This is a genomic window from Lentzea sp. CC55, assembly GCF_021056325.1.
Classification (GTDB): Bacteria; Actinomycetota; Actinomycetes; order Mycobacteriales; family Pseudonocardiaceae; genus Lentzea; species Lentzea jiangxiensis.
Map to the genome: position 1 here is coordinate 13,200 of NZ_JAJCXE010000039.1, position 24,450 is coordinate 37,649.

At 72.3% G+C, this 24,450-nt stretch carries 13 protein-coding genes and 1 tRNA gene; 3 read left to right on the top strand and 11 right to left on the bottom strand.

Annotation, left to right across the window (positions count from 1 at the left end):
* Window positions 1-6 precede the first annotated feature (6 nt).
* The 8 genes from L6E10_RS26770 to L6E10_RS26805 form a co-directional block, all read right to left on the bottom strand.
* Window positions 7-1,812, bottom strand: coding sequence for a hypothetical protein (locus tag L6E10_RS26770; protein WP_236222564.1), 1,806 nt, complete (start codon window positions 1,810-1,812; stop codon window positions 7-9).
* Window positions 1,809-2,912, bottom strand: a complete 1,104-nt coding sequence (locus L6E10_RS26775) for a VWA domain-containing protein (protein ID WP_236222566.1) — start codon at window positions 2,910-2,912, stop codon at window positions 1,809-1,811. Before L6E10_RS26775 ends, L6E10_RS26770 begins: the two co-directional genes overlap by 4 nt.
* Window positions 2,909-5,110, bottom strand: coding sequence for a DUF5682 family protein (locus tag L6E10_RS26780; RefSeq protein WP_236222567.1), 2,202 nt, complete (start codon window positions 5,108-5,110; stop codon window positions 2,909-2,911). Before L6E10_RS26780 ends, L6E10_RS26775 begins: the two co-directional genes overlap by 4 nt.
* Complete coding sequence (locus L6E10_RS26785; protein ID WP_236222569.1) at window positions 5,110-6,180, bottom strand: AAA family ATPase; 1,071 nt, start codon at window positions 6,178-6,180, stop codon at window positions 5,110-5,112. The genes L6E10_RS26780 and L6E10_RS26785 overlap by 1 nt, the downstream gene beginning before the upstream one ends.
* On the bottom strand, window positions 6,177-10,118 hold the full coding sequence (locus L6E10_RS26790; RefSeq protein ID WP_236222571.1) for a WGR and DUF4132 domain-containing protein: 3,942 nt from the start codon (window positions 10,116-10,118) through the stop codon (window positions 6,177-6,179). The genes L6E10_RS26785 and L6E10_RS26790 overlap by 4 nt, the downstream gene beginning before the upstream one ends.
* A 120-nt stretch (window positions 10,119-10,238) precedes the next feature.
* A complete protein-coding gene (locus L6E10_RS26795) occupies window positions 10,239-13,964 on the bottom strand; it encodes a DUF4132 domain-containing protein (protein ID WP_236222573.1) in 3,726 nt (1,241 codons plus the stop codon).
* Between the two features lie 80 nt (window positions 13,965-14,044).
* Complete coding sequence (locus L6E10_RS26800) at window positions 14,045-17,503, bottom strand: DUF4132 domain-containing protein (protein WP_236222575.1); 3,459 nt, start codon at window positions 17,501-17,503, stop codon at window positions 14,045-14,047.
* 91 nt (window positions 17,504-17,594) lie between these two features.
* Window positions 17,595-19,136 carry a glycoside hydrolase family 13 protein gene (locus L6E10_RS26805; protein ID WP_236222709.1) on the bottom strand — a complete coding sequence of 514 codons (1,542 nt, stop codon included), beginning with the start codon at window positions 19,134-19,136 and terminating at the stop codon, window positions 17,595-17,597.
* 296 nt (window positions 19,137-19,432) lie between these two features.
* Here L6E10_RS26805 and L6E10_RS26810 point away from each other — a divergent pair.
* Window positions 19,433-19,505, top strand: a tRNA-Gln gene (locus L6E10_RS26810).
* A 108-nt stretch (window positions 19,506-19,613) separates the two neighbouring features.
* Here L6E10_RS26810 and L6E10_RS26815 read toward each other — a convergent pair.
* Window positions 19,614-20,354 carry an inositol monophosphatase family protein gene (locus tag L6E10_RS26815; RefSeq protein WP_236222576.1) on the bottom strand — a complete coding sequence of 247 codons (741 nt, stop codon included), beginning with the start codon at window positions 20,352-20,354 and terminating at the stop codon, window positions 19,614-19,616.
* A 58-nt stretch (window positions 20,355-20,412) separates the two neighbouring features.
* Here L6E10_RS26815 and L6E10_RS26820 point away from each other — a divergent pair, with 58 nt between their 5' ends.
* Complete coding sequence (locus tag L6E10_RS26820) at window positions 20,413-21,384, top strand: DUF5937 family protein (RefSeq protein WP_236222577.1); 972 nt, start codon at window positions 20,413-20,415, stop codon at window positions 21,382-21,384.
* Complete coding sequence (locus L6E10_RS26825; RefSeq protein ID WP_236222579.1) at window positions 21,381-22,121, top strand: DUF1684 domain-containing protein; 741 nt, start codon at window positions 21,381-21,383, stop codon at window positions 22,119-22,121. The genes L6E10_RS26820 and L6E10_RS26825 overlap by 4 nt, the downstream gene beginning before the upstream one ends.
* A 126-nt stretch (window positions 22,122-22,247) precedes the next feature.
* Here L6E10_RS26825 and L6E10_RS26830 read toward each other — a convergent pair whose 3' ends face one another.
* Both L6E10_RS26830 and L6E10_RS26835 read right to left on the bottom strand, forming a co-directional pair.
* On the bottom strand, window positions 22,248-23,147 hold the full coding sequence (locus L6E10_RS26830) for a hypothetical protein (RefSeq protein WP_236222581.1): 900 nt from the start codon (window positions 23,145-23,147) through the stop codon (window positions 22,248-22,250).
* Between the two features lie 158 nt (window positions 23,148-23,305).
* Window positions 23,306-24,322 carry a LacI family DNA-binding transcriptional regulator gene (locus L6E10_RS26835; protein WP_236222582.1) on the bottom strand — a complete coding sequence of 339 codons (1,017 nt, stop codon included), beginning with the start codon at window positions 24,320-24,322 and terminating at the stop codon, window positions 23,306-23,308.
* Between the last annotated feature and the right edge of the window lie 128 nt (window positions 24,323-24,450).

The window sequence follows — 24,450 nt, forward strand, 5'->3', positions numbered from 1 at the left end:
CGGGCCTCAGCGGGCGTCGGCGGTCACCAGGAGCCGCAGGTTCGCCGCGAGCCACGTCGGTGCCGACGGGGACTCGGCGAACGCGGTGACGGTGGCCGCCGCCGTGCGCAGACCCGCGGTCCGCAGGTGTGCGCCCACTTCCCGCACGCGGGCCAGCAGGCTGCCCGTCAGGTGGTCGAGGCCCCGGTGTGACGCCTCGGCCAGGACGGTCAGCGCGCTGTCCACGGCGGCGCTCAGCGGATCGGCCGTCGCCGAGCCCGGCGGCAGCGGCTGCGGGGTCGTGCCCGTCGCCACGTCCAGCACGACCACGCCCGCCTCGGTCCGCACGGCCAGCGGGTCGACCACCAGCGTGCCGCGGTGCCGCCGGACGCTGCCGGTGATCATCGTCGGGCCGGCGCGCAGTGCCGCCGCCAACGCGTCCAGCGAGTGCGGTGCGGTGGCCCGGTGCGTTGCTTCGAGCAGGCACGTCGCACCGGTGGGGCCGTGGAGCGTGGCGGTGAGGCGTTGCGCGGCCGGGTCGTAGGCCACGCCGGACACCTCCGTGATGCGGACCGCGCGGACCAGTTCCGCCTCGACCCTCGCGCGGACCTGGCGCGGCGGCAGGGCGGCCAGGTGCGCGGCCGTCGCCTCGTAGTCGTCGACCACCAGGGCCTGCGGGAGGTCGTTCCACGCCGTGCCGACCGGCGTGAGGGAGGTCTTGGCCACGCGGCTCGTCTTCAACGCCACCGCCCGGCTCGCGCTGCGCGTCGCCGACTCGGACACGACGTTCGACGCCGCCAGCCGCTGACCGGTGCGCAGGGCCGTGTCGCGCTGCACCAGCACCACGTCACCCGAGGCGAAGTAGACGTCCATCGTGGACTCCGAGCGCATCCGGGCGCCCAGCGCCGTGAGGCGGACGCGGCGCAGCGGCGTCTCCGCCGGTTCGTCCGGGCCGAGCACCTCGGCGCGCGGACCGACGGCGGTGGTGCGGGCGTGCAGCTCGGTGAGCAGGGCCGCGAAGCGTTCCGCCTCGTAGTCGGCACTGCGCCCGCGGTAGGCCGTCAGCTGCGCGAGCACGTCGGTGATCACGGCGGCCGGCCAGTGCAGCCGTTGCGCGGTCAGGTCGCGGTGCAGGCGCTGCCACGCCACGTCCAGCACCTCGCTCGCGTTGGTGGCGCCGTCCAGCAGCAGCTGGTCGAGCAGGTCGGTGACGGCGGTCAGGTCCGTCGCGGTGGTGGGAGATCCGCCCACGTCGACGGTGTCGGTGCCCTGGGCGTCGGCTTCCCGGAACGCCCACACGGCCAGTGCCAGCGCCTCGTCGCGGTTCACCGCGTCGGTGTGGACGTAGGAGAGGTCGCCGGGCACGAGGAACGTGACCGTGCACGTCGGCAGTTCCGCCTGCGCCGTCTGGTCTTCCGCGGTCGGGCGGCGCAGCTTGGCGCGGTAGCCCGCCTGGTGCGCCCGGCGGGCCCGGCGCAGCGTGCGTTCGCCCATCAACGCCACCAGGTCGTCGTCCGTCACCACGCCCGGCGACCACAGCTCGGTGGGCGCGGTGGCCTCCTGCGTGCGCTGGTAGGCGAGGACCACGGCGATGCGGTGCCGGCAGACGCCCGTGGCGCCGCAGCTGCACCGGGCGGCGTCCAGGGCGGTGTTCGGCGGCAGCGTCGTCGTGGTGCCGTCGGGGAACTCGCCCTGGACGGCACCGGCCGGATCGGTGGCGAGCGCCGGGACGACGCCGGCGTCCAGCTCCTTGGCGGCGCGTTTCACGAGGCCGCGGTTGGCGAGGGCGGCCAGCGCGTCCGGGGTGAGGGCCAGCAGGTCGGGTCGGGTCACCTGAGCTTCTCCGCAACGAACTCCGCGAGTTCTCCGGGGGTCATCGCGCCGACGTGGGCGCCGACGTTCGCGAGGCGCTGGCCCAGCACCCGGTCGTAGTCCGGGTTCGCCTCCTCGTCGAGCGCCGCCAGGCAGAGCACGTGGGTGCCCTGCTCGCACAGGCCCTTGACGGTGCGCACCAGCTGCGCGTCGTCGCCGCCCTCGTAGAAGTCGCTGATGATGGCGACGATCGACCGGCGGGGGTTGTCGACGAGCCCGGCTCCGTAGGTCACCGCCCTGGCGATGTCCGTGCCGCCACCGAGCTGCACCTTCATCAGCAGCTCGACCGGGTCGGTCACGTCGGACGTCAGGTCGACGACGTTGGTGTCGAACGCGACGAGGTGCGTCTTGAGGCCCGGCAGACCCCACAGGCAAGCCGCTGTGACCGCCGAGTGGATCACCGAGCTCGTCATCGAGCCCGACTGGTCCACCAGCAGCACGACCTGCCACTGCTCCAGGTTCCTCTTGGTGCGCGAGACGAACTTCGCGTGCTCGATGGAGAGCCTGCGCTCCTCCGGCTGGTAGCGCTGGAGGTTCGCCCTGATCGTCGACCGGAAGTCGAAGTTGCGCGAGTTGCGGTGGATGCTCGGCCGCCGCGACCTCGTGCCGCTGAACGCCGTGCGCACCTCGGTCTTCAGCTTCTCCATCAGCTGCCGGACCACCGCCTCGACGATCTTGCGCGCCATCGCGAGGACGGCAGGGTTCATCAGGTGCTTGGTCCGCAGCACCGCGCGCAGCAGCGCCGGGTTCGGCTCGATCCGTTGCAGCACTTCGGGATCCGTGACCACGTCGGTGATCTCGTAGCGCTCGACGGCGTCGCGCTCCAGCCGTTCGATCGTCTCCCGCGGGAAGAGGGTGTGCACCTCGTCCAGCCAGTCGACGGTCTGCAGCACCGAGTCCTCGCTGCCGCCCTTGCGCACGCCGCGTTCGGCCAGCTCGGGATCGCGGCCGTAGAGCCACTGCAGCGCGGCGTCGCGGCGTGCCGCCTCCGCCTGCAACCCTCCGGTGCAGCGCGAGGCGGGCTCGCCGAGGATCAGCCGCCAGCGTTCCAGGTCCGTCATGCCAGGCCGCCCTTCACCAGCAACGCGTCCACGCGCTTCTCCACCGCCATCGCCTCCGCCACGAGCACCGGATCGGCGGTGAGGCGGGTGACGTCTCTCGCGTTGCCCCTGACACCGCGGTGCGCGAGGACCGTCGCCGCGATGGTCTCCCTTTCCCTGGGCGGGAAGTAGCTGAACGCGAGCCGCAACGCGGGCAGCGCCACCAGGAACTCGTCCTCGGTCATCGCGCTGACCAGTTCGTCGAGGACCCCGACCAGGTCGGGGCTCGCGAGCACCTCCTCGCGCGCGACCGCGAACAGCCCGGCGAGCCAGTCGCCGAGCGCCTCGACGCCGCGGATCTTGCGCACGTCCGGCTGCGTGCCCAGCGCCCAGGCGAGGCCGAGCGCCGCACCCCTCAGGTCCGGTGGTGCCTGCACGTCGTTGCTCACGCGCGTCGCCACGCCCGTGACGTCCGCCGGGTCCAGCGACAGCGCGGCCCCGGCGTGCAGCACCGCGTCCCTGGTCGCCGCCATCGCCTTGAGCCGCTGCGGATCCGCCGGCGCCGGGCCGCCGTGCAGGCCCTCGACCAGCCACAGCACCCGCGCGGTGCCGGCGTCGATCACCGAGCCCAGCAGGGCGTCCTTCCTCGTGCCGAACAGCCTGTCGTGCCGCCACAGCCCCAGCACGCCGCCGAGCACCTGGCCCAGCGCCGCCAGGTCGCCGGTTTCCCGCACGCCCTCGTTGAGCGAGGCCTTGACCTTGCCGGACAACGTCGAGATGCCGCACAGCACGGCGTCGAACAGGATCGAGGCCAGGCCGTCGAGCCGCGCGTCCCGCGACCGGCGTTCCAGCGCCACCCCGGCCGCCTCCTCCAGCGTGGCACCGTTCTCGGCCGCTTCGATCAGCGCTGCCAGCCGTTCCTCGACGGGCCGCAGCGTCCACTGCTCGTCCAGTTGCGGCTGGGCGCCCTCGGACGGGCCGCTCGTGCGTTCGAAGCCGGGGATCCGCAGCACTCTCAGCCGGTGCAGGATCCTGCTGCGCTCCAGCGCCGCCGCGTCGGTGAGGTCGAGCGCGATCTTGCCCTCGTGGTCGAGCCCGTGCGTGCTCAGCAGTTCCTGCACCGCGTGGACCAGGGGAGGGGCCGGTGTGCTCGGGTGCAGCCGCCCTGCCTTGTCGCCCCGCAGCGCGCCGAGCATCTCGACCAGGGCCGGGTGCGCGCCGGGCTGCAGCGTGCCGCGCCGCGTCCACGGTGGCGGCTGCGTCAGGTCCTCGGAGATCAACGCGCTGGTCAGGCCGTCGAGGACGTCCGTGCGCGCCAGGTTCCGGTGTCCGCGCAACCGCGCCAGCGCACCGGCCTGGGTGTGGGCCGCGATGAGGTCCGCGGTCGACACCGGCTGCTGCCGCTTGCGCAGCCTCGTGGCCACGGACTCGACGAGCCAGTCCGCTGCCCGCCGTGCCCCGGTCTCCCACACCTGCTGGTAGTAGCCGGGGGACGGCATGCCCGACTGGTAGCCGGTGAACGCGTCCAGCCGTGCGTGCGAATACGGCACGAGATAGCTCGCACCTCTCTCACGCTCGGGCACGTCCGGCCATTCCGTGCTGCCGTCGAGCTTCGCCTTGAGCGCCGCGGTGTGGAAGCCACCGGTGACCACGACGACGGGTCTGTCACCCGCGTCGCGCACCGCCGCCCGCACCCAGCGCGCCATGTACTCCTCGCGCGCCGAGTCGCCCTCGTCCGCCGTCGCCGTGCCGCGCAGCAGGTCGAAGTACTCGGCCATGCCCTCCGGCTCGTCCTGGGACTCGAAGAGGTGGTCCCAGAGCACGTCGACGTTGTCGACGGAGAACTCCGCGCACAACCTCTCGACGACCTCGGTGTAGCGCAGCTCGGCGTCGGCGTACCTGTTGCTCACGTCCCGGAACGCCTCGTGCCACGCGGGCAGGTCGATGAACCTGACCTCCGCGCCGCAGCGGCGGCCCTCGGTGATCGCCACCCACTCCGGCGAGTAGTCGCAGAACGGCGACCACGACGCGTGCTGGTCGGAGTAGCTGAACAGCGCGACGGGCAGCTCGTGCCCCAGCAGCAGCTCGTCGATGCGCTCGTTGAAGTCGGCGGGACCCTCGATGAGCACGTACGCGGGCTGCTGCTCGGCGATGGTGGCGGCGACCAGCCGGGCACAGGCGGGGCTGTGGTGCCGGACGCCGACGAACACGGCCCCCATCAGCCGGGCAGCAGGTGACGGGCGCGGTGCAGCTCCTGCCACTGCTTGCCCTTGCGCCGCGACGCGTGCTGCTCCAGGTACCGCCGCAGCCGCGCCAGGTCCTCCGCGTTGTCCTTCGCCGCCGTGCCCGCCAGGCACTCGACGACGTCTGCGGCCGAACCGACCTCGCCGCGCAGGAACCAGCCCCGCAGGCCGACGGCGTGCGCCACGGACACCGCCTCGGCCGTGCTCATGACGGTGGTCAGCCGGTCGGTGCCTTCGCGCAGGTCGCGGAACGTCTGCACCAGCACCTCGAGCACGTCCCGCTTCGGCGCGAGCTCCACGCCGGACTTCGCCAGCAGCTTCGCCGCCTCCTGCTCGACGAGCGCGAGCTCGGTGTCGAAGTCGGCGATCGGGAACACCGTCTCGAAGTTGAAGCGCCGCTTGAGCGCCGCGCTCATCTCGTTCACACCGCGGTCCCTCGTGTTCGCCGTGGCGATCACGTTGAACCCGTCCTGCGCGAACACCATGCCGTCCGGGCCGTTCAGCTCACCGATCGCCATCACGCGGTCGGACAGCATCGACAGCATGCAGTCCTGGACCTCCAGCGGGCAGCGCGTGATCTCCTCGAACCGCACGATCTTGCCCTCGGCCATGCCCCGCAGCATCGGCGCCGGCACGAGCGAACGCGGTGACGGGCCCTCCGAGACCAGCAGCGCGTAGTTCCACGAGTACTTGATCTGGTCCTCGGTGGTGGCCGCGCCGCCCTGGATGGTCAGCGTCGACTCGCCGCAGACCGCCGCCGCGATCATCTCGGACAGCAACGACTTCGCCGTGCCGGGCTCACCGACGAGCATCAGGCCGCGGCTCGTCGCGAGCGTGACCAGCGCCCTGTCCACGAGGGACGGATCGCCCACGAACTTCTTGCTGATGCCCCGGCTCTCGTCGCCCACGACGAACCGGCGCGCGGCGTCGAGGCTGAGCGCCCAGCCCGGCGGCCTGGGCGCGGTGTCGGTGTCGCGCAGCCGCGCGAGCTCGTCGGCGAAGCGCACCTCGGCGGGTGGGCGCTGCATCGTCTGGGTGCTGGTCATGACCGCAGGGACTCCAGTTCGGAGAGGAGCTCGGAGAGCGTGATCGGGTCGATCGGGTGGGTGGTGGGGGCGTTCGCGGGCGCGGACCACGTGCCGTGACCGTTGGGGGAGAACCACATGTCGCTGAACCCGACCTCGGGGAAGACGTCCACGGCACCCACCGCGATGCCGGGGTCGAGCGAGGCGACGAGCGCACCGCCGGTGGGGAACGGCCGGGTGATCCAGCACTCGACGCCCGCGTCCTGCGGTGCGCCGCGCACCCAGCCCTTCTTGGTCAGGCCGAGGATCTTGCCGATCGGGTACGGGGTGCCGCAGTACTTCTTCAGCCGGGGCAGCGGATCCTCGCCCGGCGCCGGGAGGTGGACCGGGCGGCCCGTCTGCGGGAACGGCTGGAGGATCTCGTAGTCGGCGAAGATCTCGCCCCACGCCGCCGCCGTCTCCCGGAGGTCGACCGGGTGCGCCACGCGCACGACCGCGTCCTCGGGCAGCGTGAACGCGTCGTCCTCGGCGTTGGCGAGCGTGCGGTCTTCGGCCAGGCGGAACGACTCGCCCTCGTCGGTGACCCAGACCAGACGGCGGACCACGTGCCACAGCAGCGGATGTGCCACGAGAACCGTGTGGAACTCCTCGGCGCTCCACGTCCGCTGGTTGACCATGGCGCGTTCGAGCCGCTGGATCTGGTCGGACGCGATGGTGCGCACGTCCTTTTTCAACGCCATGAACCTCTTGTGCTCCAACGGTGCCAGGTCCTGGTCGTCCTTGGCGCCCGGCTTGGGGAGGTCCTTGCGGCGCTTGCCGTCGGGGTCGAGGACGTACGGCTTGAGCTGCTCGTCGAAGCCGACCGTGAACCGGCGGGAGCCGTAGTCGATGACGAGCGTCGCGGCGTCGTCGAGGCCCAGACGCGGCACCAGCCGGTCCGACAGCTGGTCGCGCGAGAGCCCGAGCTCGGCCGCGATCTGGGCGACCTTCTCCTGCGCCTTGGTCTTGAGGCCCTTGAAGGGCACCTTCTCCGCGATGCTGTTGAGGTGCGACAGGGCGACCTCGGTGCCGATGTCGGCGAGCACGTCGAGCCCGGCGACCGCCCTGGCGTGCTGGCTCTGCCCCGGCCAGACGCGGATCAGCGGCGACAGCGCCCGCACCGTCGAGTCGTCGCCGAACCAGCCGAGCGCGCTCAGCGCCCAGCTCTCCTTCGACGGCGCACCGGCCCGCTCCCACGCCTGGAAGACCGCCCACGCGAACGCCGCCAGCGAGTGCCTGTCGAGCGCCTCGCGCACGATCGGCAGCCCCGCGTAGAGCTCACCCGGCTTGGACAGCGCGGCCGTCATCAGCAGGTGCGCGGCGGTCGCGGCGGGCAGCGCGTGCCTGCGGTCGCGCAGCAGGACCTGCGGCAGCAACCGGGTGTCCGCCCACAGGCCGATGGCCGGCAGCTTCGCGGGCAGCACGTCGACCGGGTCGACCGACAGCACGAGGTCGATCGCGGCCTCGGCCCCGCACTCCCGTGCGATCGCCGCCACGTCGACACCGACGTTGTTGTGCAGGTGCCGCAAGGCCGCCTCGGCGTTGCGGCGGGGAACGCCGGTCTTGCCCGCCGCCGCGGGGATCAGCAGCCGGGCGGCCTGCTCGCGGTGCCGGGCCATCCACTCGACGCCCCAGCGGCGCGGCTGCTTGGTGCGCGCGAACCAGTCGGCCATCTGCGCCGCCACCTCGGCGGTCGCGAACGGCAGCAGCACCACACCCGTCCCCGCCGGAGCCGACTGCACGTGCCGGAGCAACGCGCGCACGGCATCCAGACCGAACCGCGCGGCGATGTTCCTGCCCCACTCCTCGACGCCGTAGCTGTAGCGCGGTTCCCAGTCCGCGAGCAGGTGCCGCACCGCGTCGTCGGGGGCGAGGAGGAACAGGTCGTTGTCGTAGTAGCCGATCCGGCCGGCCTCGTAGTCCTTGAGCAGCCGGCGCCAATCCTGGTGGCCATCCCGCCAGGCCGCGCCCGCCTCCAGCCACTCCTCGCGCTCGCCGGGCAACCAGCTGACATCGGGCGCCGGCACCGGGAGGTCCGCGAGCACCACGGGCTTCACCGGCTTCTTGCGGTTCAGCCACGGCGGCGAGGCCAGCAACGGCGGCAACTGCTCCGGGCTCGCGTCCGGCACGATCACCAGCCCGGACTCGGCGAGCACCGCCGCGACCTCGTCCGACACGGAGACCTGCGGGTTGGACAGCAGATGTGCGTGCAACAGCTGACGCGCGCTCTCGCTCGCCGACACCCGCTCGGACAGCAACCGCGCCGCCCGCGACGGGAACGCCGCCATCGCCGCCACGACGGCGGGCTGCACGTACTTCTCGTCCACGCGGTCGAGCAGGATGGTGAACGCCTCGTCGGTCGGCAACGCCGCGAGAACGTTCAACGCCTGCTTGCGCCCACCGGTCCGCTGGTGGTAGCTGTCGAAGTCGAGCTCTTCGGCGAGCAACGGCGCGATGTCCGGCCCCAGCGCGTACACGGCTGTGTAGAGCACGAACGCCGACGTCGTGAGCGCCTCGTCGGCCTTCCGGAAGTCCTCGACCGACCGCGCGCTGCTCGGCAGCATCCACCACCGGCTCTGCGTGAAGTTCTGCCGGCAGGTCTCGTCGAACCAGTCCGCCCGCTCCGGCAGCAGGAACGACCGGACCTCGACCTCGATGTCCGACCCGCCGAGCTCCTCCAGCGCACTCTCGGCAGCCGCGCGCTCCTCGGGGCTCGCCACGGCGATCGCGTACCGGACGGCCGTCAGCATCAGGCCCTCCGGGTCGCCGATCGACGTGCGGAAGCTCTTGACGCGTTGCAGGCAGACGCCGGTCCAGTTGCCGCGCTTCTGGTGCCACTGGTCGGAGTGCGTGAGGCCCATGAGCTCGACCACCGCCGTGGCCGCGAACGCGAGGCCGTGGTCGGCGATCCAGGCGTGCACCGCCGGGACGCCCTGCTCCGTGACCGCCGCGATCGCCGCCGCGCCGACGGGCGTCGGCCTGCCTTCGAGGAAGGCGCGGGCGGCGCCCACCAGTTCGGGATCCGAGCCCTTGGCCTGGAAGGCGGTCTCGAGGGCTTCCGCCTTCTCGGTGATCCGGCGGCGGGCCTGGTCGGCCTTCGCGGGGTCGAGGGTGAAGTCCGGGGCCGGGTCGAAGCCGCGCTGGCGCACGGCGTCGCGGGCCCAGGCCTTGGGGATCACCCAGGTGTCCTCGTCGACCGGGGCGGGCGCGGGAGCGACGGGGGTGGCGGGAGCGGGGGTGGCGAGGGTGGGGGTGGCGGCAGGCTGGGTGGTGGCCGCGGTGGCGGCCCCCTGCCGACTGAGGGAGGCGGCGGCGGGCTGCATGGTGGTGGAAGCGGCGGCCTTCTGCCCGGCGAGGTGGGCTGCGGCGGGCTGCTCGGTGGTGCCCGGCTGCGGGGTGGCGGTGCCGGTGGCGGTGGCCTGCCGGTCGGCGAAATCGGCGGGCTGCCGGTCGGCGGATTGGGCGACGCCGGGCTGCCAGTCAGCGGAGTGCACGACGCCGGGCTGCCGGTCAGTGGGCTCGGCGGTGGCGGGCTGCCGGTCGGCGGAGTGCACGACGCCCGACTGCCGGTTGGCGGGCTCGGCGGTGCCAGACTGCCGTAAGTCCGTTGCCGGTACGGCGGTTCCGGCGCCGGGTCCCTGCGCGGCACCGGGTCCCGCGGCGGCGATTCCCTGGGCGGAGGTGGCGGCGGACGTCGCCCCCGCCGGCTCGGCGGTGCCCTCCGGCTGGTAGCCCTTCTTCTCCTTCTCCGCCACCAGCTTCGCGACGTGCGCGGTGGCGGCCTCGACCGAGGCCAGCTCCTTCGACTTGACCTGGCCGGCAGTGCCCAGCCGTCCGAACCGGACGGTCACCGCCGCGCCGTCCTGCTCGATCTCCCAGAACTTCGCGGAGCCGTCCGCGACGAGTTCCCACCTGCGCACTGCTGTACCTCCTGCTGGGGCCACACAAGGGAGTTGGTCTGGAACGGACGCTACCCAGGGGGTCTGACAATTTCTTGAGGCCGCCGGGCGGCGCAGCTCAGACCCCCTGGGTTCGCGGTGTCACGAGTGCAGCGACTCCAGTTCGGACACGAGCTCCGAGGCCGTGATCGAGTCCGCGAGGAGGGTGGTCCGCGCGTCGTGCTGGGACGACCAGTAGCCCTGACCGCTGGCGGAGAACCACAGCTCGGTGAACTTGACCTCGGGGAAGATGTCGATCGCGCCCGCCGCGATGCCGGGGTCCAGCGAGGCGACCAGGGCGCCGCCGGAGGGCAGCGGGCGGGTCATCCAGCACTCGACGCCGCCGTCCTGCGGTTCGCCGCGGTTCCAGCCCTTCTTGGTGAGGCTGAGGAGCTTGCCGACCGGGAGCATGACCTCGAGGTACTTCTCCAGGTGCGGCAGGAGGTCCTCGCCCTGCGGCACGACGTGCAGCGGGCGGCCCAGCTGCGGGAACGGCTGGAGGATCTCGTAGTCCGCGAACACCTCACCCCAGGCCTCCAGTTCGGCCCGGATGTCCACCGGGTGCGCCACGCGGACGGTGGCGGACTCGGGCAGGGTGAACTCGTCGTCGTTCGCGTCGGCGAGCGTGCGGTCTTCCGCCAGGCGGAAGGAGGCGCCCTCGTTCGTGATCCACACGAGCCGGCGGACGATGTGCCAGAGCAGCGGGTGGCCCGCGAGCACCGTGTGGAACTCCTCGGCCGTCCAGGTGCGCTGGTCGACCATGGCGCGTTCGAGGCGGTGGATCTGGTCGGACGCGATGGTGCGCACGTCCTTCTTCAACGCCATGAAACGCTTGTGCTCCAACGGTGCCAGGTCCTGGTCGTCCTTGGCTCCGGGCTTGGGGAGGTCCTTGCGGCGCTTGCCGTCGGGGTCGAGCACGTACGGCTTGAGCTGTTCGTCGAAGCCGACGGTGAACTTCCGCTCGCCGTAGTCGATCACCAGGCTCGCCGCGTCGTCGAGACCGAGGCGGGGGACCAAGCGATCGGCCAGCTGGTCGCGCGAGAGGCCGAGCTCGGCGGCGATCTGGGCGACCTTCTCCTGCGCCTTCGTCTTGAGGCCCTTGAACTTCACCTTCTCGGCGATGCTGTTGAGGTGCGACAGCGCGACCTCCGAGCCGATGTCCGCGAGGACATCCAGGGCCGAGACCGCCCTGGCGTGCTGGCTCTCGCCGGGCCACACGCGGATCAGCGGCGACAGCGCGCGGACCGTCGAGTCGTCGCCGAACCAGCCGAGCGCGTTGAGGGCCCAGCTCTCCTTCGACGGTGCGCCGATCTCCTGCCAGCGCTGGAAGACCGCCCACGCGAACTCCGCCAGCGAAGCCCGGTCGAGCGACTCGCGGACCAGCGACAGGCCGGCGTAGACGTCGCCCGGCTTCGACAGCGCGGCGGTCATCAGCAGGTGCTTCGCCGCCTCCGCCGAGAGGGCGTGCCTTCGGTCGGCGAGCAGGACCTGCGGCAGCAAGCGGGTGTCCGCCCAGTCGCCGACGGCGGGCAGCCTGGCGGGGAGGACCTCGACGGGGTCGACGGCGAGGAACGTCCGCAGTGCCGCGGCAGCCTCGGGGGTCGGGGCGAGCGCGGGCACGTCGACACCGAGACCGTGCAGGTGCCGCAGGGCGGCCTCCGCGTTGCGCCGCGGAGCGCCGGGCTTGCCCAGCGCGGCCGGGATGAGCAGGCGTGCGGCCGTCTCGCGGTGCCGGCCGAGCCACGCCAGCGCGACCTTGCGCACCTGCTTGAGCCGGACTAGCCAGTCCGCCATCGCCGCGGCCACCTCGGGCGTGGCGAACGGCAGCAGGATCGCCGCGGAGTTCGAGCTCAAGTCGACGATGCGCAGCAGCAACGGCAGCGCGTCGAACCCGAACCGCGCGGCCAGCATCTTGCCCGTCGACTCGAAGCTCCAGCCCAGTTGCCTCGCGTCCCAGCTCGCGAACAGCGGCCGCGCCACCTCCTCGGGCGCGAGCGCGAGCAGGTACCGCATGCGCCACCCGATCCGGCCCGCCCGGTGCTCCTCCAGGAGTTCCTGCCACGTCTGGCGGATGTCCCACTGCCCGGGCTGCAGCCAGTCCTCCCGCTCGCCCGGCTCCCACACGAGCGACGACGGGGGCGGGGGCAGGTCCGGTACCACCACGGCCTTCACCGGCGGCTTGCGGTGGACCCACGGCGGCGCGACCAGCAGCGGCGGCAGCGCCTCGGCGGGAGCCTCCGGCGCCTCGGCGGTCTCGACCTCGACGAAGCCCTCGGGTGTCTCCAGGTGCGGGTACGTCTTGAGGTGCACGCTGAGCAGCTGCCGCAGCTCCGGGTTGTCACCGGCGCGTTCGCCGAGCAACCTCGCCGCCCGCGCCGGGAACGCCGCCATCATGCTCAGCAGCGTCGGACGCACGTACTTGGCGTCGAGCCGGTCGAGCGCCACGGTGAACGCCTCGTCCGTGGGGATCGCGGCGAGCACCTTGAGCACCTGCTTGCGGCGGTCCGCGAGCTGGTAGTCGCGGTCGAGCGCGTCCGCGAGCAACGGCACGATGGACGGCCCCAGCACGTAGAGCGCCGTGTTGAGGAGGAAGCCCTTGTTGGGCAGCGACGACTGCACTGCCCGGAACTCGTCGAGCGTGCTGGCGCTGCACGGGAGGATCCACCAGCGCGTGCGCGAGTTCGACGTCGCGCTGGCGTCCTCGAACCAGTCGGGCCGGCCCGGCATCAGGAACGCCCGCACCAGTTTCGCGTTGGCGTCCTGCAGCGCGTCCAGCTCCGTCAGCGAGGCTTCCGCCGCAGCGCGCTCGGCGTCGCCGGCCACGGCCAGCGCGTAGCGGACCGCCTTGAGCATCTTGCCCTCGACGTTGTCGAGGGTGATGTGGAAGTAGCCGACGCGGCTTTCCAGCATCCTGTTGCCGTACCTGCTCTCGCGCGGGAACCACTCCGGTGCGCAGACCAGCCTGGTGAACCCGATCGCGGCCTCCATCGCGAACACCACGCCGTGGTCGGCGATCCAGGCGTGCACGGACTGCTCGCCGCACTCGGTGATCGCCGCGACCGCCGCCGCACCGACGGGACTGGTCCGGCCGGCGAGGTGCTCGCGCGCCGCCCGCACCAGGTCCGGGTCGGACGACGGCTCGGACAGGACGGCCTCGACGGTGGTGCCGAGCTCGGCCGTTCGGCGCCGGGCCTCCTCGGCCGAGGCTTCGTCGACGGAGAACTCCGGGGCGGGGTGGAAGCCGCGCTGCCGGATGACGTCGCGCAGCCAGGCCTTGGGCATGACCCAGGTGTCTTCGTCGACGGGGGTGGGCGCGGGTTTCGCGGTGGGGGAGGCGGGGACCGGGATGGCGGCGGCAGCAGCCGGAGAGGTCGTGGCCGCGGAGGTCGCGAGGGAGGTGGCAGCGGCCGAGGAGGTGGAGGAGGTGGTGAGGGGGGAGGTTTCGGAGGAGGCCGCAGCCGTGGAGGACGCCGCGGGAGCGGAGGGTGCGGCCGGGGAGGCCGCGGAAGGGGGAGCGGCCGGGTGCGGGGCGGAACCCGCCGCCTGCGGGTCGCCGGCTGCGGTCGCCGTGGCAGCGGCGGTGGAGGCAGCGGCTGAACCGGTGGAGGCCGCCTCCGAGCCGTTGGTGACGGGGCGGTAGCCCTTCTTCTCCTTCTCAGCCACCAGCTTCGCCACGTGCGCCCGCGCGGCCTCTGCGGAGGCGAGGTCCTTGGTCTTGGTCTGGCCGTGGGTGTCGAGCCGTCCGAAGCGGACGGTCACCGCGACGCCGTCCTGCTCGATCTCCCAGAACTTCGCCGAGCCGCCCGAGACGAGCTCCCACCTGCGCACTGACTGCTCCCTGCTCCGGTACTGACGTTGTTGATCGTGCTTGCCGGTCTGACGCGCTCCGCGCGTCAGCCGTTCCCGCGTCACGCGTGCAGTGACTCGAGTTCCGAGAGGAGTTCGGAGGCGGTCACCGGGTCCACTTCGAACGTGGTCGGTCCGCCGTCACGCGGAGCGACCCAGGCGCCACGGCCGGTGGCGGAGAACCACAGGGAGCTGAACGCGATCTCGGGGAAGACGTCCACGGCGCCCACCGCGATGCCGGGGTCGAGGCAGGCGACCAGGGCACCACCGGCGGGGAGCGGGCGGGTCATCCAGCACTCCACGCCGGCGTCCTGCGGTTCGCCCCGGACCCAGCCGCGCTGGGTGAGACCGAGGAGCCTGCCGACGGGGGCTTTGCGGCCCACGTACCCCTGCAGCTGCGGGACGAGGTCCTCGCCCGGTGCGAAGGCGTGGACCGGGCGGCCGAGCTGGGGGAAGGACTGCAGGATCTCGTAGTCCGCGAACACCTGGCCCCAGGCGGTCAGTTCGCCGGCCAGGTCGACCGGGTGGGCGACGCGGACGGTGGCGGAGCCGGGCAGCGTGAACTCGTCGTCGTTCGCGTCGGCGAGGGTCAGGTCTTCGGCCAGGCGGAAGGACCTGCCCGCGTCGGTGATCCACACCAGGCGCCGGACCACGTGCCTGAGCAGGGGGTGGGACACCAGGACCTCGTGGAACTCCGCGGCGGTCCAGGTGCGCTGGGTGATCATCGCCGCTTCCAGCCGGTGGATCTGGTCGGACGCGATGGTGCGGACGGCCTTCTTCAAGTCCGCGAAGCGCTTGTGCTCGGCCGGTGCCAGGACCGGGTCGTCCTTGGCGCCGGGCTTGGGGAGGTCTTTGCGGCGCTTGCCGTCCGGGTCGAGGACGTACGGCTTGAGCTGCTCGTCGAAGCCGACCGTGAACCGGCGGGGGCCGTAGTCGACCACCAGGGTGGCGGCGTCGTCGAGGCCGAGGCGGGGAACCAGGCGGTCGGACAGCTGGTCGCGGGACAGGCTCAGGGTCGCGGCGATCGCGGCGACCTTCTCCTGCGCGCGGGCCTTGAGAGCCTTGAACTTCACGCGTTCCGCGATGCCGTTGAGGTGGGTGAGCGCGGTCCCGGTGCCGATCTGGGCGAGCACGTCGAGGCCCGTCACCGCCTTGGCGTGCGCGTTCTCGCCCGGCCAGGCCCGGATGAGCGGTGCGAGGCGGCGCACGGTCTCGTCGTCGCCGAACCGGCCGAGGGCCGTCAGCGCCCAGCCGTCGCCGGCCGGGGCTCCCACGGACTGCCAGCGCTCGAAGACCGCCCAGGCGAACTCCGCGAGCGAGACCGGGTCGCACGCCCGCGCGGCGACCGGCAGGCCCGCGTAAACGGTGTCCGGTTTGGACAGTGCGGCGGTCGTGAGGAGGTTCGTCGCGGCTCGGGCCGACAGGGCGGTGGCCCGGTCCTCGAGCAGCACCTGGGGCAGCAGGCGCGTGTCCGCCCAACTGCCGATCTCCGGCAGCTTCGCGGGCAGCACGTCGAGCGGGTCGACCTCGACCAGCGTGCGGACCGCGGCGCCCGCCTTCTCGCTGACGGAGGTCGCGACGGCGACGACGTCGACACCGAGCTCCAGGTGCAGGTGGCGCAGAGCGGCTTCGGCGTTGTGGCGCTCGGGACCGGCCACGCCCAGCGCCGCGGGCAGCAGGAGGCGGGCGGCGGTCTCGCGGTGGCGCTCCAGCCAGGACAGCGCGGTCGAGCGGGCCGCCTTGAGGCGCACCAGCCAGTCCGCCATCAACGCCGCCACCTCGGTCGTGGCGTACGGGAGGAGGACGAAGCCGGACCCGTGCGGACTGCTCGCGGCCAGGTGCAGCAGCGGCGCGACGGCGTCCAGCCCGAACCGGGCGCTGACGCGCCTGCCCCAGCGCTCACCGTCCCAGCTGTCGTCCGGCACCCACTTCGCGATCACCGACCGCGCGAGGTCCTCGGGCCCCGCCTCGAACAGGGCGTGGCCGCAGGGGCGGCCGGTGGAGCTGATCCACTCGGCCAGGTCGGCCCAGTACTCGGGCGTGTCGGTCCCGTTGTGGTACGACGGGAGTGCCAGCCACTCCTCGCGCTCGCCCGGCAGCCAGGACTCGCCCGGCGCCGGCACGGGCAGGCCCTCCAGCACGACCGGCTCGGGCCGGGGGCCGCTGCGCGTCCACGGCGGGTCGGCCAGGACGCCGGGCAGCGCGGAGGCCGGTGCTTCCGGAACGCGCCGGGAGTTCGCCCCGGCGACCAGTGCCGCCGCTTCCGGCGGCACCACCAGGTCGGGATGCGCCTCCAGGTGCGCCCGGAGCAGCGACAGCGCCTGCGGCTCGGCGGCGCGGGCGGCCAGCAGCCGGGCCGCCCGCCGCGGGAACGCCTCCATCGCGGACAGCAGCGGAGGCAGCACGTACTTCTCCCGCGCGCGGTCCAGCAGGAGCGTGAACGCCTCGTCCGTCGGCAGGGCGGCGAGCACCGCCAGCCCGGACCTGCGGCGGTCGGCGTCGAGCCCCGCCTCGTCGAGCTCCTCGGCGAGGAACGGCGCGATCGCGGGCCCCAGCGCGTGCAGCGCGGTGTGCAGGGCGACCGGCGACCAGGTCACCCCGCGGTGCTCGAGGCGGGCGAACTGGTCCAGCGTGCTCACCGCGCACAGGGTGAGCCAGTTCTCGCCCCTGGCGCGCGAGTGGGCCTGCGCCTCCTCGAACCAGTCGTGCCTCGAAGGTGCGAGGAAGGCGCGGGCCATCTGGCCGGCCTGGGTGGCGCCGGCCTCCTCCAGAGCCTCGACGGCGGCGGCGTGGGTCTCGGCGTCCGCGACGGCGAGGGCCGATCGGACCAGGACCAGGTTCGCGGCGTCCGCGTGGTCGAGGTACACGCGGTGGTCGGGGAACGGCTGCAGGTAGGCCTTCTGGACCCAGCTGCCCGGGTCGGGCCGCGCGCGGCCGAGGAACAGGGCGGTGCGGTGTGCGACCGCCGCGGCCGCGAACGGCAGACCGTGTTCCGCGATCAACCAGTGGACCGTCGCCTTGTGCAGGGAAGCCACGCTCGTGAGCGCCGCCGCACCGAGCGGGCTCGGTCCGCTCGCGAGCTGATCGCGCAAGGCCTGCGCGAGGCCGCGATCGGTCCTCGGGTTCTCCAGCACCTCGGCGATCACCGGGTGGTCCGAGGCCACCCAGTCGCGCAACTCCCGTGCACGACGGGAATCGAGCTTGAACTTGGGCAACGGCTCGAGGCCGCGGCGGCGCACCACGTCTCTCAGCCAGGCCGCGGGCATCACCCACGTGTCCTCGTCGCGAGGAGTCCCGGCGGGAGGGGCCTCGGAGGCGGCGACGGGGCGGTAGCCCTCCTTCTCCTTCTCCGCCACCAGTTTCGCGACGTGCGCCTCGGCGGCGGCATCGGACGCCAGCTGCTCGACCCGGGTCTGGCCGGCCGCCCCCAGCCGTCCGAACCGGACGGTGGCCACGGCGCCGGTCAGGCCGACCTCCCAGAACTTGGCCGAGCCAGCGGCGACGAGCTCCCACCTGCGCACTGCGAAACCCCCTGAGTCCGGTCCGGAGCTGATGTCCACGGACGGTACCCAGGGGGTCCGACAGTTTTGGTCGATCAAGCGAAACCGCAGGTCACAGTTTCCACCACAGCGCGGTGTCCGGCGGGAGGAGCAGCTGCCCGTCGCGCACCCCGTAGTACGACGACGCCAGCAGCACCGACCCGGGATCCGGCAGCTCGACGACCGAGCCCGACAGGTTCACCGCGCACGCGACGCCGTCCCGCTCGAACCACAGCACGTCCGCCGGACCGTCGACCCACGTGATGTCCACGCCCGTGGCCGGGTTCTCGCGGCGCACGCGCAAAGCGGTGCGGTAGAAGGACAACATCGAGTCCTGGTCGCTCGACTGCGTCTCCACGCTGAGCTTCGCCCAGTCCGCGGGCTGCGGCAGCCACGACCCGCCCGTGCCGAACCCGAGCGACGGCCCGGTAGCGGTCCACGGCAGCGGCACGCGGCAGCCGTCACGACCGCGCTCGGTGTGCCCGGACCGCTCCCACATCGGGTCCTGCAGCACCTCGTCCGGCAGGTCCAGCACCTCGGGCAGACCGAGTTCCTCGCCCTGGTACAGGTACACCGAGCCAGGCAGCGCCAGCATCAACGCCAGCGCGGCGCGCGCACGCCGCACACCGGTCTCGCCGCCGCCGTAGCGCGTCACGTGCCGTTGCACGTCGTGGTTCGACAGCACCCACGTGGTCGGTGCTCCGACAGGAGCCACCGCCGCGAGCGACGCGTCGATGACCGACCGCAACGCCCCGGACTCCCACTCCGCCGTGAGGTAGTGGAAGTTGAACGCCTGGTGCATCTCGTCGGGACGCAGGTACATGGCCGTCCGTTCGGCAGAAGGCGTCCACGCCTCCGCCACGAGCACACGCTGCCCCTCGTACGAGTCGACGATTTCGCGCCACTCGCGGTGGATCTCGTGCACACCGTCCTGGTCGAAGAACGGCAGCGGCTCGGTGCCCAGCAGCTTGAGCTGGTCGGCGTGCCCGATGTCGGGCAGCCCCGGCGCCTTGACCATCCCGTGCGCCACGTCCACCCGGAACCCGTCGACACCCAGGTCGAGCCAGAACCGCAGCACGTCGCGGAACTCCGCGCGCACCTCCGGGAGCTCCCAGTTGAGGTCGGGCTGCTCCGGCGCGAACAGGTGCAGGTACCAGGACCCGTCCTCCACCCGCGTCCAGGCGGGCCCGCCGAAGACCGACTCCCAGTCGTTCGGCGGCTGGTCGCCGACACCCTCCCGGAAGACGTAGCGCTCGCGGTTGCGGCCGGCCAGCGCCTCCTGGAACCAGACGTGCTGGTCGGAGCTGTGGTTCGGCACGATGTCGACGATCACGCGGATGCCGAGCGAGTGCGCGTCGTCGACCAACGCGCGCACGTCGTCCAAGTCGCCGAACTGGGGGTCCACGGCGCGGTAGTCCGCGACGTCGTAGCCGCCGTCCGCCATCGGCGACGCGTAGAACGGGGTGATCCAGACCGCGTCGACGCCCAGGTCGCGCAGGTGGGGCAGGCGCGAGCGGATGCCGGGCAGGTCACCGACGCCGTCGCCGTTCGAGTCGGCGAAGCTGCGCACGTAGACCTGGTAGATGACGGCGTGTCGCCACCAGTCCTGGGACATGTCCATGCCTTCCGATGGGGTGTGTCAGCGGTCCAGGAAAGACGTTGCAAAAGTTTTCCGCAAGTCCGCTTGAAGATTCCTGGAGCAGACCACCTTAGCCTGCAAACTTTTGCAAGGGTCGAAATTGCGTTGCGCCGCCCGGACACCATCCGTCAGAGTGATCGCGACGAACCGGAGGAAGGAGCCAGCCGTGATGCAACAGATGCGCCATCAGCACGACTGGTGCTCCTCGGCATGAGGTGAACTCATGTCCCGGGAGCCGTCCCGTCGCCATCGCGACGAGGCGGCTTTTTTGATGCCCGTTGGTCCAATTGGCACGGACACCGCGCTCTGAACGCGGAGATCGAGGTTCGAACCCTCGACGGGCAGCCGTGACCGAAGCCGAAGCAGTCGAGGCGCCAGGTTGTGGTCCTGGTCGAAGCCGGTGCGAGTCCGGTCGGTCACTCCAGCGCGCGGGATCCGGCGATCACCTGGGCCTCATGAGCCCGGGGTGCCTGGTTCGACACCAGGACGCGCGACCAGCAACGGGAGGAGGACGTCGTGCAGGGCACCGTTGGTGGCCAGCACGACGTCCTCCTCCACCACGGTCACCCGGCCGCCCGCCTCCTCCACGAGCACCGGCAGGCACGCCAGGTCGAACTCGTCCAGTCCGGCGCCCGCCGCCATGACGGCGTCCACCTCGCCGCTGATCAGCCTGAGCACCGGGACTCTGCTGCCGACGACGACGCACTGCGGCAGCAAGGGTTTCTTCTTGCCGTGCAAGCACACACGCGCACCGTTCACTTCGTCCCTTGTGGATACTCGGGCGATCTCTTCTCGGCCACCGCGGAAGATCCGGCACCCGATCCCCCGGCCGGCGGCCATCGTGACGCCCAGCGACGGAAGGGCGGAGACGGCCAGCGCTCCTTCCAGCGCCAGGTCCACCGAGTACTCCGGCCGCCCGGCCACGAAGCCCGCCGTGCCGCTGATCGGGTCGACCAGCCACCGGCGGCCCGAGGTGCCCGCGCGCTCGGGACGTTCCTCTCCCGCGACACCGTCCTCGGGCACCGCCTCCGCGAGCAACCGCCGCACCAGGTCCTCCACCGCGAGGTCGGCCGAGGTGACCTCGCTGCCGTCTGCCTTGCGCCACACCCGGAAGCGGCGCCCGGCGAACTCCCGCTCCGCCACCCGGGCCGCCTCGCGGACGATCCCCAACGCCAGTCGCATGTCGGTCCACATGGGTGCCCAGCCTGCGGGCCGGCCCGGCGGGTGCGGAACTGATGTAGCGTTGTGCTACATGATCGAGTTCGTGCTGGACGAGGCCGACCTGGTCGGCCTGCGGTTCGCCGTCTCGCCGCTCAGCGAGCTCACCCTCAGCCTGCGCGTGCTCAAGGACCCCGCCAAGTACCCGCTGCACCTGCCGTGGGTGCGCGGGATCCGCGACGTGGACGCCGAGGTCCTGCTGGCGCTGTCCACCTCCCGCGGCTGGACGCCGGACTTCCTCAGTCCGCGCCCGCTGACGCCGTTCACCCGGATCGAGGACGAGTTCGCCGCACTCCGCGAGATCTCCACGCGAGCGATGAGGCGCGACTTCCGCGCGTTGTTCGGAGACGTGCCCGCCGTCCTGCGTGACCGTGAACGGGTGTTCGGCGCGCTGGAGACCTATTGGGAGGTCGCGCTGGCCGGCCACTGGGACCGGGTGCGCGCGGTGCTGGAAGCCGACATCGCCCACCGAGGCCGTGAGATGGCCCGGCACGGACTCGCCACGATGCTCGGCGGCATCTCCGACCGGATCAGCTTCCCGGGCCCCGCCGTGGAGGTGCGGATCGCCGGTGTCGACCGGGTCGTGCGGGCCGGGGGACGGGGACTCACCCTCGTGCCCAGCGCGTTCGCCCGGCGCACGGCGGTGCCCGTCGACCCCGGAGCGCCCCCGTTGCTGATCTACGCCGCCCGCGGGGCCGGCACGCTCTGGGAGACCGGGCGGCGCGCGGGCCCCGCCGCGCTCGCCGCGGTGCTCGGCCAGGTGCGCGCGGACCTGCTGACCGCGCTGGCGCGACCGCACTCGTCCACCGGTCTCGCGCGCCTCCACGGCGTCACGACCTCGGCGGTGAACCAGCACCTGCGGGCGTTGCGCGACGCCGGTCTGCTGGCCTCGCAACGCCACGGCCGCAGCGTCGTGTACGCGAGGACGGAACTCGGCCACGCCCTCGTCTCCCACTCCGTGGAACGGGGAAGCGATGCGGCGCGCCGTCCGTTGACGAGGACATGAGCTTCGCAGAGGACTGGCAGACCTGGAAGACGGAACGGGAGAAGAGCCTGGCCGACCCGTACGGGTGGCTCGCGCTGGTCTCTCTCGACTGGCTGGAGACGACTCCACGCGCCTATGACGGCCTACCGGGCGAGTGGTGGCAAGACGACGACGCCGCCTACTGGCGCCACGACGGCGAGACCCAGCGCTTCGAACTCGTCCAGAGCGGTGCCGGCACCCGCGTCGAGGCAGGCGACGTGGAGATCGAGATCGCCCGCCGCGGCGGGTACCTGATCCGCGTCCACGACCCAAAGGCCGAGGTGCTCGGGAACTTCAGGGGCGTGCCCGCCTACGAGCCGCGGGAGAAGTGGGTGCTGGAGGGCGAGTACGAGCCGTTCGACGCCCCCGTCCCGACGACGGTCGGCGCGGTGGTCGAAGGCCTCAGCCACGTCTACGAGGCGCCGGGTCGTGTGCGGTTCAGCTACAACGGCGCCGAACACACACTCACGGCGTTCAACGGCCACAACGGTGGATTGAGCATCCTGTTCACCGACGAGACCAGCGGCGTCACCACGTACGCGGCGAACCGGCAGATCGCCGCCACCCCGCGCGACGGCAAGGTGGTGCTCGACTTCAACCGCGCGACGAACCTGCCGTGCGCGTTCACCGACTTCGCCACCTGCCCGCTGCCGCCCGCGGGCAACCACCTGCCGTTCAGCGTCGAGGCGGGCGAGAAGACGCCCTACGAGCGCGCCTAGAAGAACTCGTCGAACGACCGGTACCACTCCGGCAGGCCAGGCCGTGGGCGCGGTCGAACGCGCCCACGGCCTCTTCGCCCAGCACGGGGACCCGTCGTAGGGGGTAGGTCGCGTTCGACCAAGAGGTCACTCGCAGGCGACGCCGTCCTTGTCGTGGTCCAGGCCGTAGATGTCCGAGCCGATGACGCGGATCGGGCCTGACACGTACGCGGGCCCGTTGCCGCTGCCGCCGGCGCAGTCCACGTCGGACGCGATCGGCACGCAACCGCTGTAGTTCGGGTCGCACGAGGGCTTGGGCGCGGGCTGCGGCGCCGGCTGGGGCTGGGGCTTCGGCTGGGGTTGCGGCTGCGGCTGCGGCTGGGGTTGTGGCTGGGGCTTCGGCTGGGCGACCGCGGCGGGAGTGGTGGTCGTCGTGGTCGTAGTCGTGGTGGTGGTTGTAGTCGTGGTCGTCGTCGTGGTGCTGGTCGGCACGGTGGTGGTCGTGGTCGTCGTCGGTGAGACGGTCGTCGTGAGAGTGGCCGCGCTGCCCTTGTCGGGCGAACCGCCGACCACCGCCCCGATGACGCCGATCGCGAAGAAGAACGCGAGCAGGCCGGCAGCGGTGATCGCCACCGGCGCCACCCACCTGCGCCGCGCCGCCACGGGGACGACGGCGCCCTGGGGGACCTGCCGCGGCATCCGCAGGAAGATCTGCAGCAACCCGTTGTCGCCGAGCTGGACGAACGCGGCACTGCCCGTCGACCCGCCCCCGGACTCCACGTGCATCAGCACGGGCGCGTACCGCCGCGACATCAGGGCGGTCAGCTCGCCGACGCGCTGCCCGTCGAGCCGCACCTCGATCCCGCGCTGCCCCCGGTGCTTCCCGGCGGCGATCGTGCACCACGTCAGGTGGACGGCCACGTGCCGCGTGACGCCGTCCGGGACGGCGTACCGCGCCAGGACGTCCTGGTGGTGCTGTTCGCCGGTGACGGTCACCGTCACCTCACCGGGGACCATCACCAGACCGGCAGCCGAGTTCTCGATCACTGTCGCAACTCCCTCGGAGGTGGGTGGGTACGCCTGACCATCGAGGACTCGCACGAGGTGTTACCGACAGTGCTGCCAGGTGTGCCGAAAGAGTGAAAAGTGGCCGAAGTCGGTCACGGACCGTGGGCGACCACCGATGTAAGGGAGTTGCGCCGGAGTCAGGCGCTGGCGCGGCGGACCAGCGACGTCGGCAACAGCAGCGACGGCGGCAGCCCGGCCTCACCGGCAAGCTCCGCGAGCAGTCGCCACGTCATCGTGCGGCCCAGCTCCTCGACGTCCTGCCGGATCGTCGTGAGCGGCGGCGTGGCGGTCGCGGCGAACACCGAGTCGTCGAACCCGACCACCGCGACGTCCTCGGGAATGCGCTTGCCCTGCGCGTGCAGCACCTGCAGCGCGCCGAGCGCCATGATGTCCGCGGCGACGAACACCGCGTCGAGGTCCGGTGCCTTGCGCAGCAGACGTTCCATCGCCCGTGCACCGCTCTCGGGCGTGAAATCGCCGTGCGCCACCAGGTTCGAGGACAGCCTGGCCTCGCTCAGGCCGCGCTTGAAGCCGCTCAGCCGATCCGCTCCCACGGCCATGTCCTTCGGCCCGGCGACGGTGGCGATCCGCTTGCGCCCCAACGACGCCAGGTGCCGCGCCGCCTCCAGCGCGCCGGTGAAGTTGTCGGCGTCGACGAACGGGACGGTCGCGCCGAGCGGCCGTCCACCGGAGACCACCGGCAGGCCGATCTCGGCGAGCATCGGCACCAGCGGGTCCTCGCCGTGCAGGCTGACCAGCAACGCCCCGTCGACGTGGCCGCTGCTCAGGTACGTCACCAGGTCGCTCGTGTCGGTCGGCTGGCTCATCATCAGCAGCAGCTGCATGTGCCGGCCGGCCAGTTCGGAGTGGACGCCGCGCAGGACACCGGCGAAGAACGGGTCGGCCAGCACGCGGCCGGTCGGTTCGGAGACCACGAGGGCGATCGCGTTCGCGCGGTTGCCGGCGAGGGCCCGTGCCGCCTGGTTGGGGGAGTAGCCCAGCTGCGCGATGGCGGCGTGGACGGCCTCGCGGGCCTTCGCGCTGACGTACTGCTCATCGTTGATCACGCGCGAGACGGTCGACTTCGACACCCCGGCGACCCTCGCGACCTCTTCGATCCGGGGGCCGGGACGTCGCTTCGCCGTCTCGGTCATGCGGTCATCTTAGGCTGCCTGGCCGGTCCATGATCTGCTCAGGTCCATCTTCGTCCTCCCTTGACACTCCGGGTGGGAGACAAGTTTCGAAGATCGTCCGCACAAATTCCGCACAGCGCCGGCGAGTT

Coding starts and splice junctions, on each gene's coding strand:
- L6E10_RS26780 (WP_236222567.1), bottom strand. CDS start 5,110: ATGGGGGCCGTGTTCGTCGGCGTCCGGCACCACAGCCCCGCCTGTGCC.
- L6E10_RS26825 (WP_236222579.1), top strand. CDS start 21,381: ATGAGCTTCGCAGAGGACTGGCAGACCTGGAAGACGGAACGGGAGAAG.
- L6E10_RS26785 (WP_236222569.1), bottom strand. CDS start 6,180: ATGACCAGCACCCAGACGATGCAGCGCCCACCCGCCGAGGTGCGCTTC.
- L6E10_RS26775 (WP_236222566.1), bottom strand. CDS start 2,912: ATGACGGACCTGGAACGCTGGCGGCTGATCCTCGGCGAGCCCGCCTCG.
- L6E10_RS26815 (WP_236222576.1), bottom strand. CDS start 20,354: ATGTGGACCGACATGCGACTGGCGTTGGGGATCGTCCGCGAGGCGGCC.
- L6E10_RS26805 (WP_236222709.1), bottom strand. CDS start 19,136: ATGTCCCAGGACTGGTGGCGACACGCCGTCATCTACCAGGTCTACGTG.
- L6E10_RS26835 (WP_236222582.1), bottom strand. CDS start 24,322: ATGACCGAGACGGCGAAGCGACGTCCCGGCCCCCGGATCGAAGAGGTC.
- L6E10_RS26820 (WP_236222577.1), top strand. CDS start 20,413: ATGATCGAGTTCGTGCTGGACGAGGCCGACCTGGTCGGCCTGCGGTTC.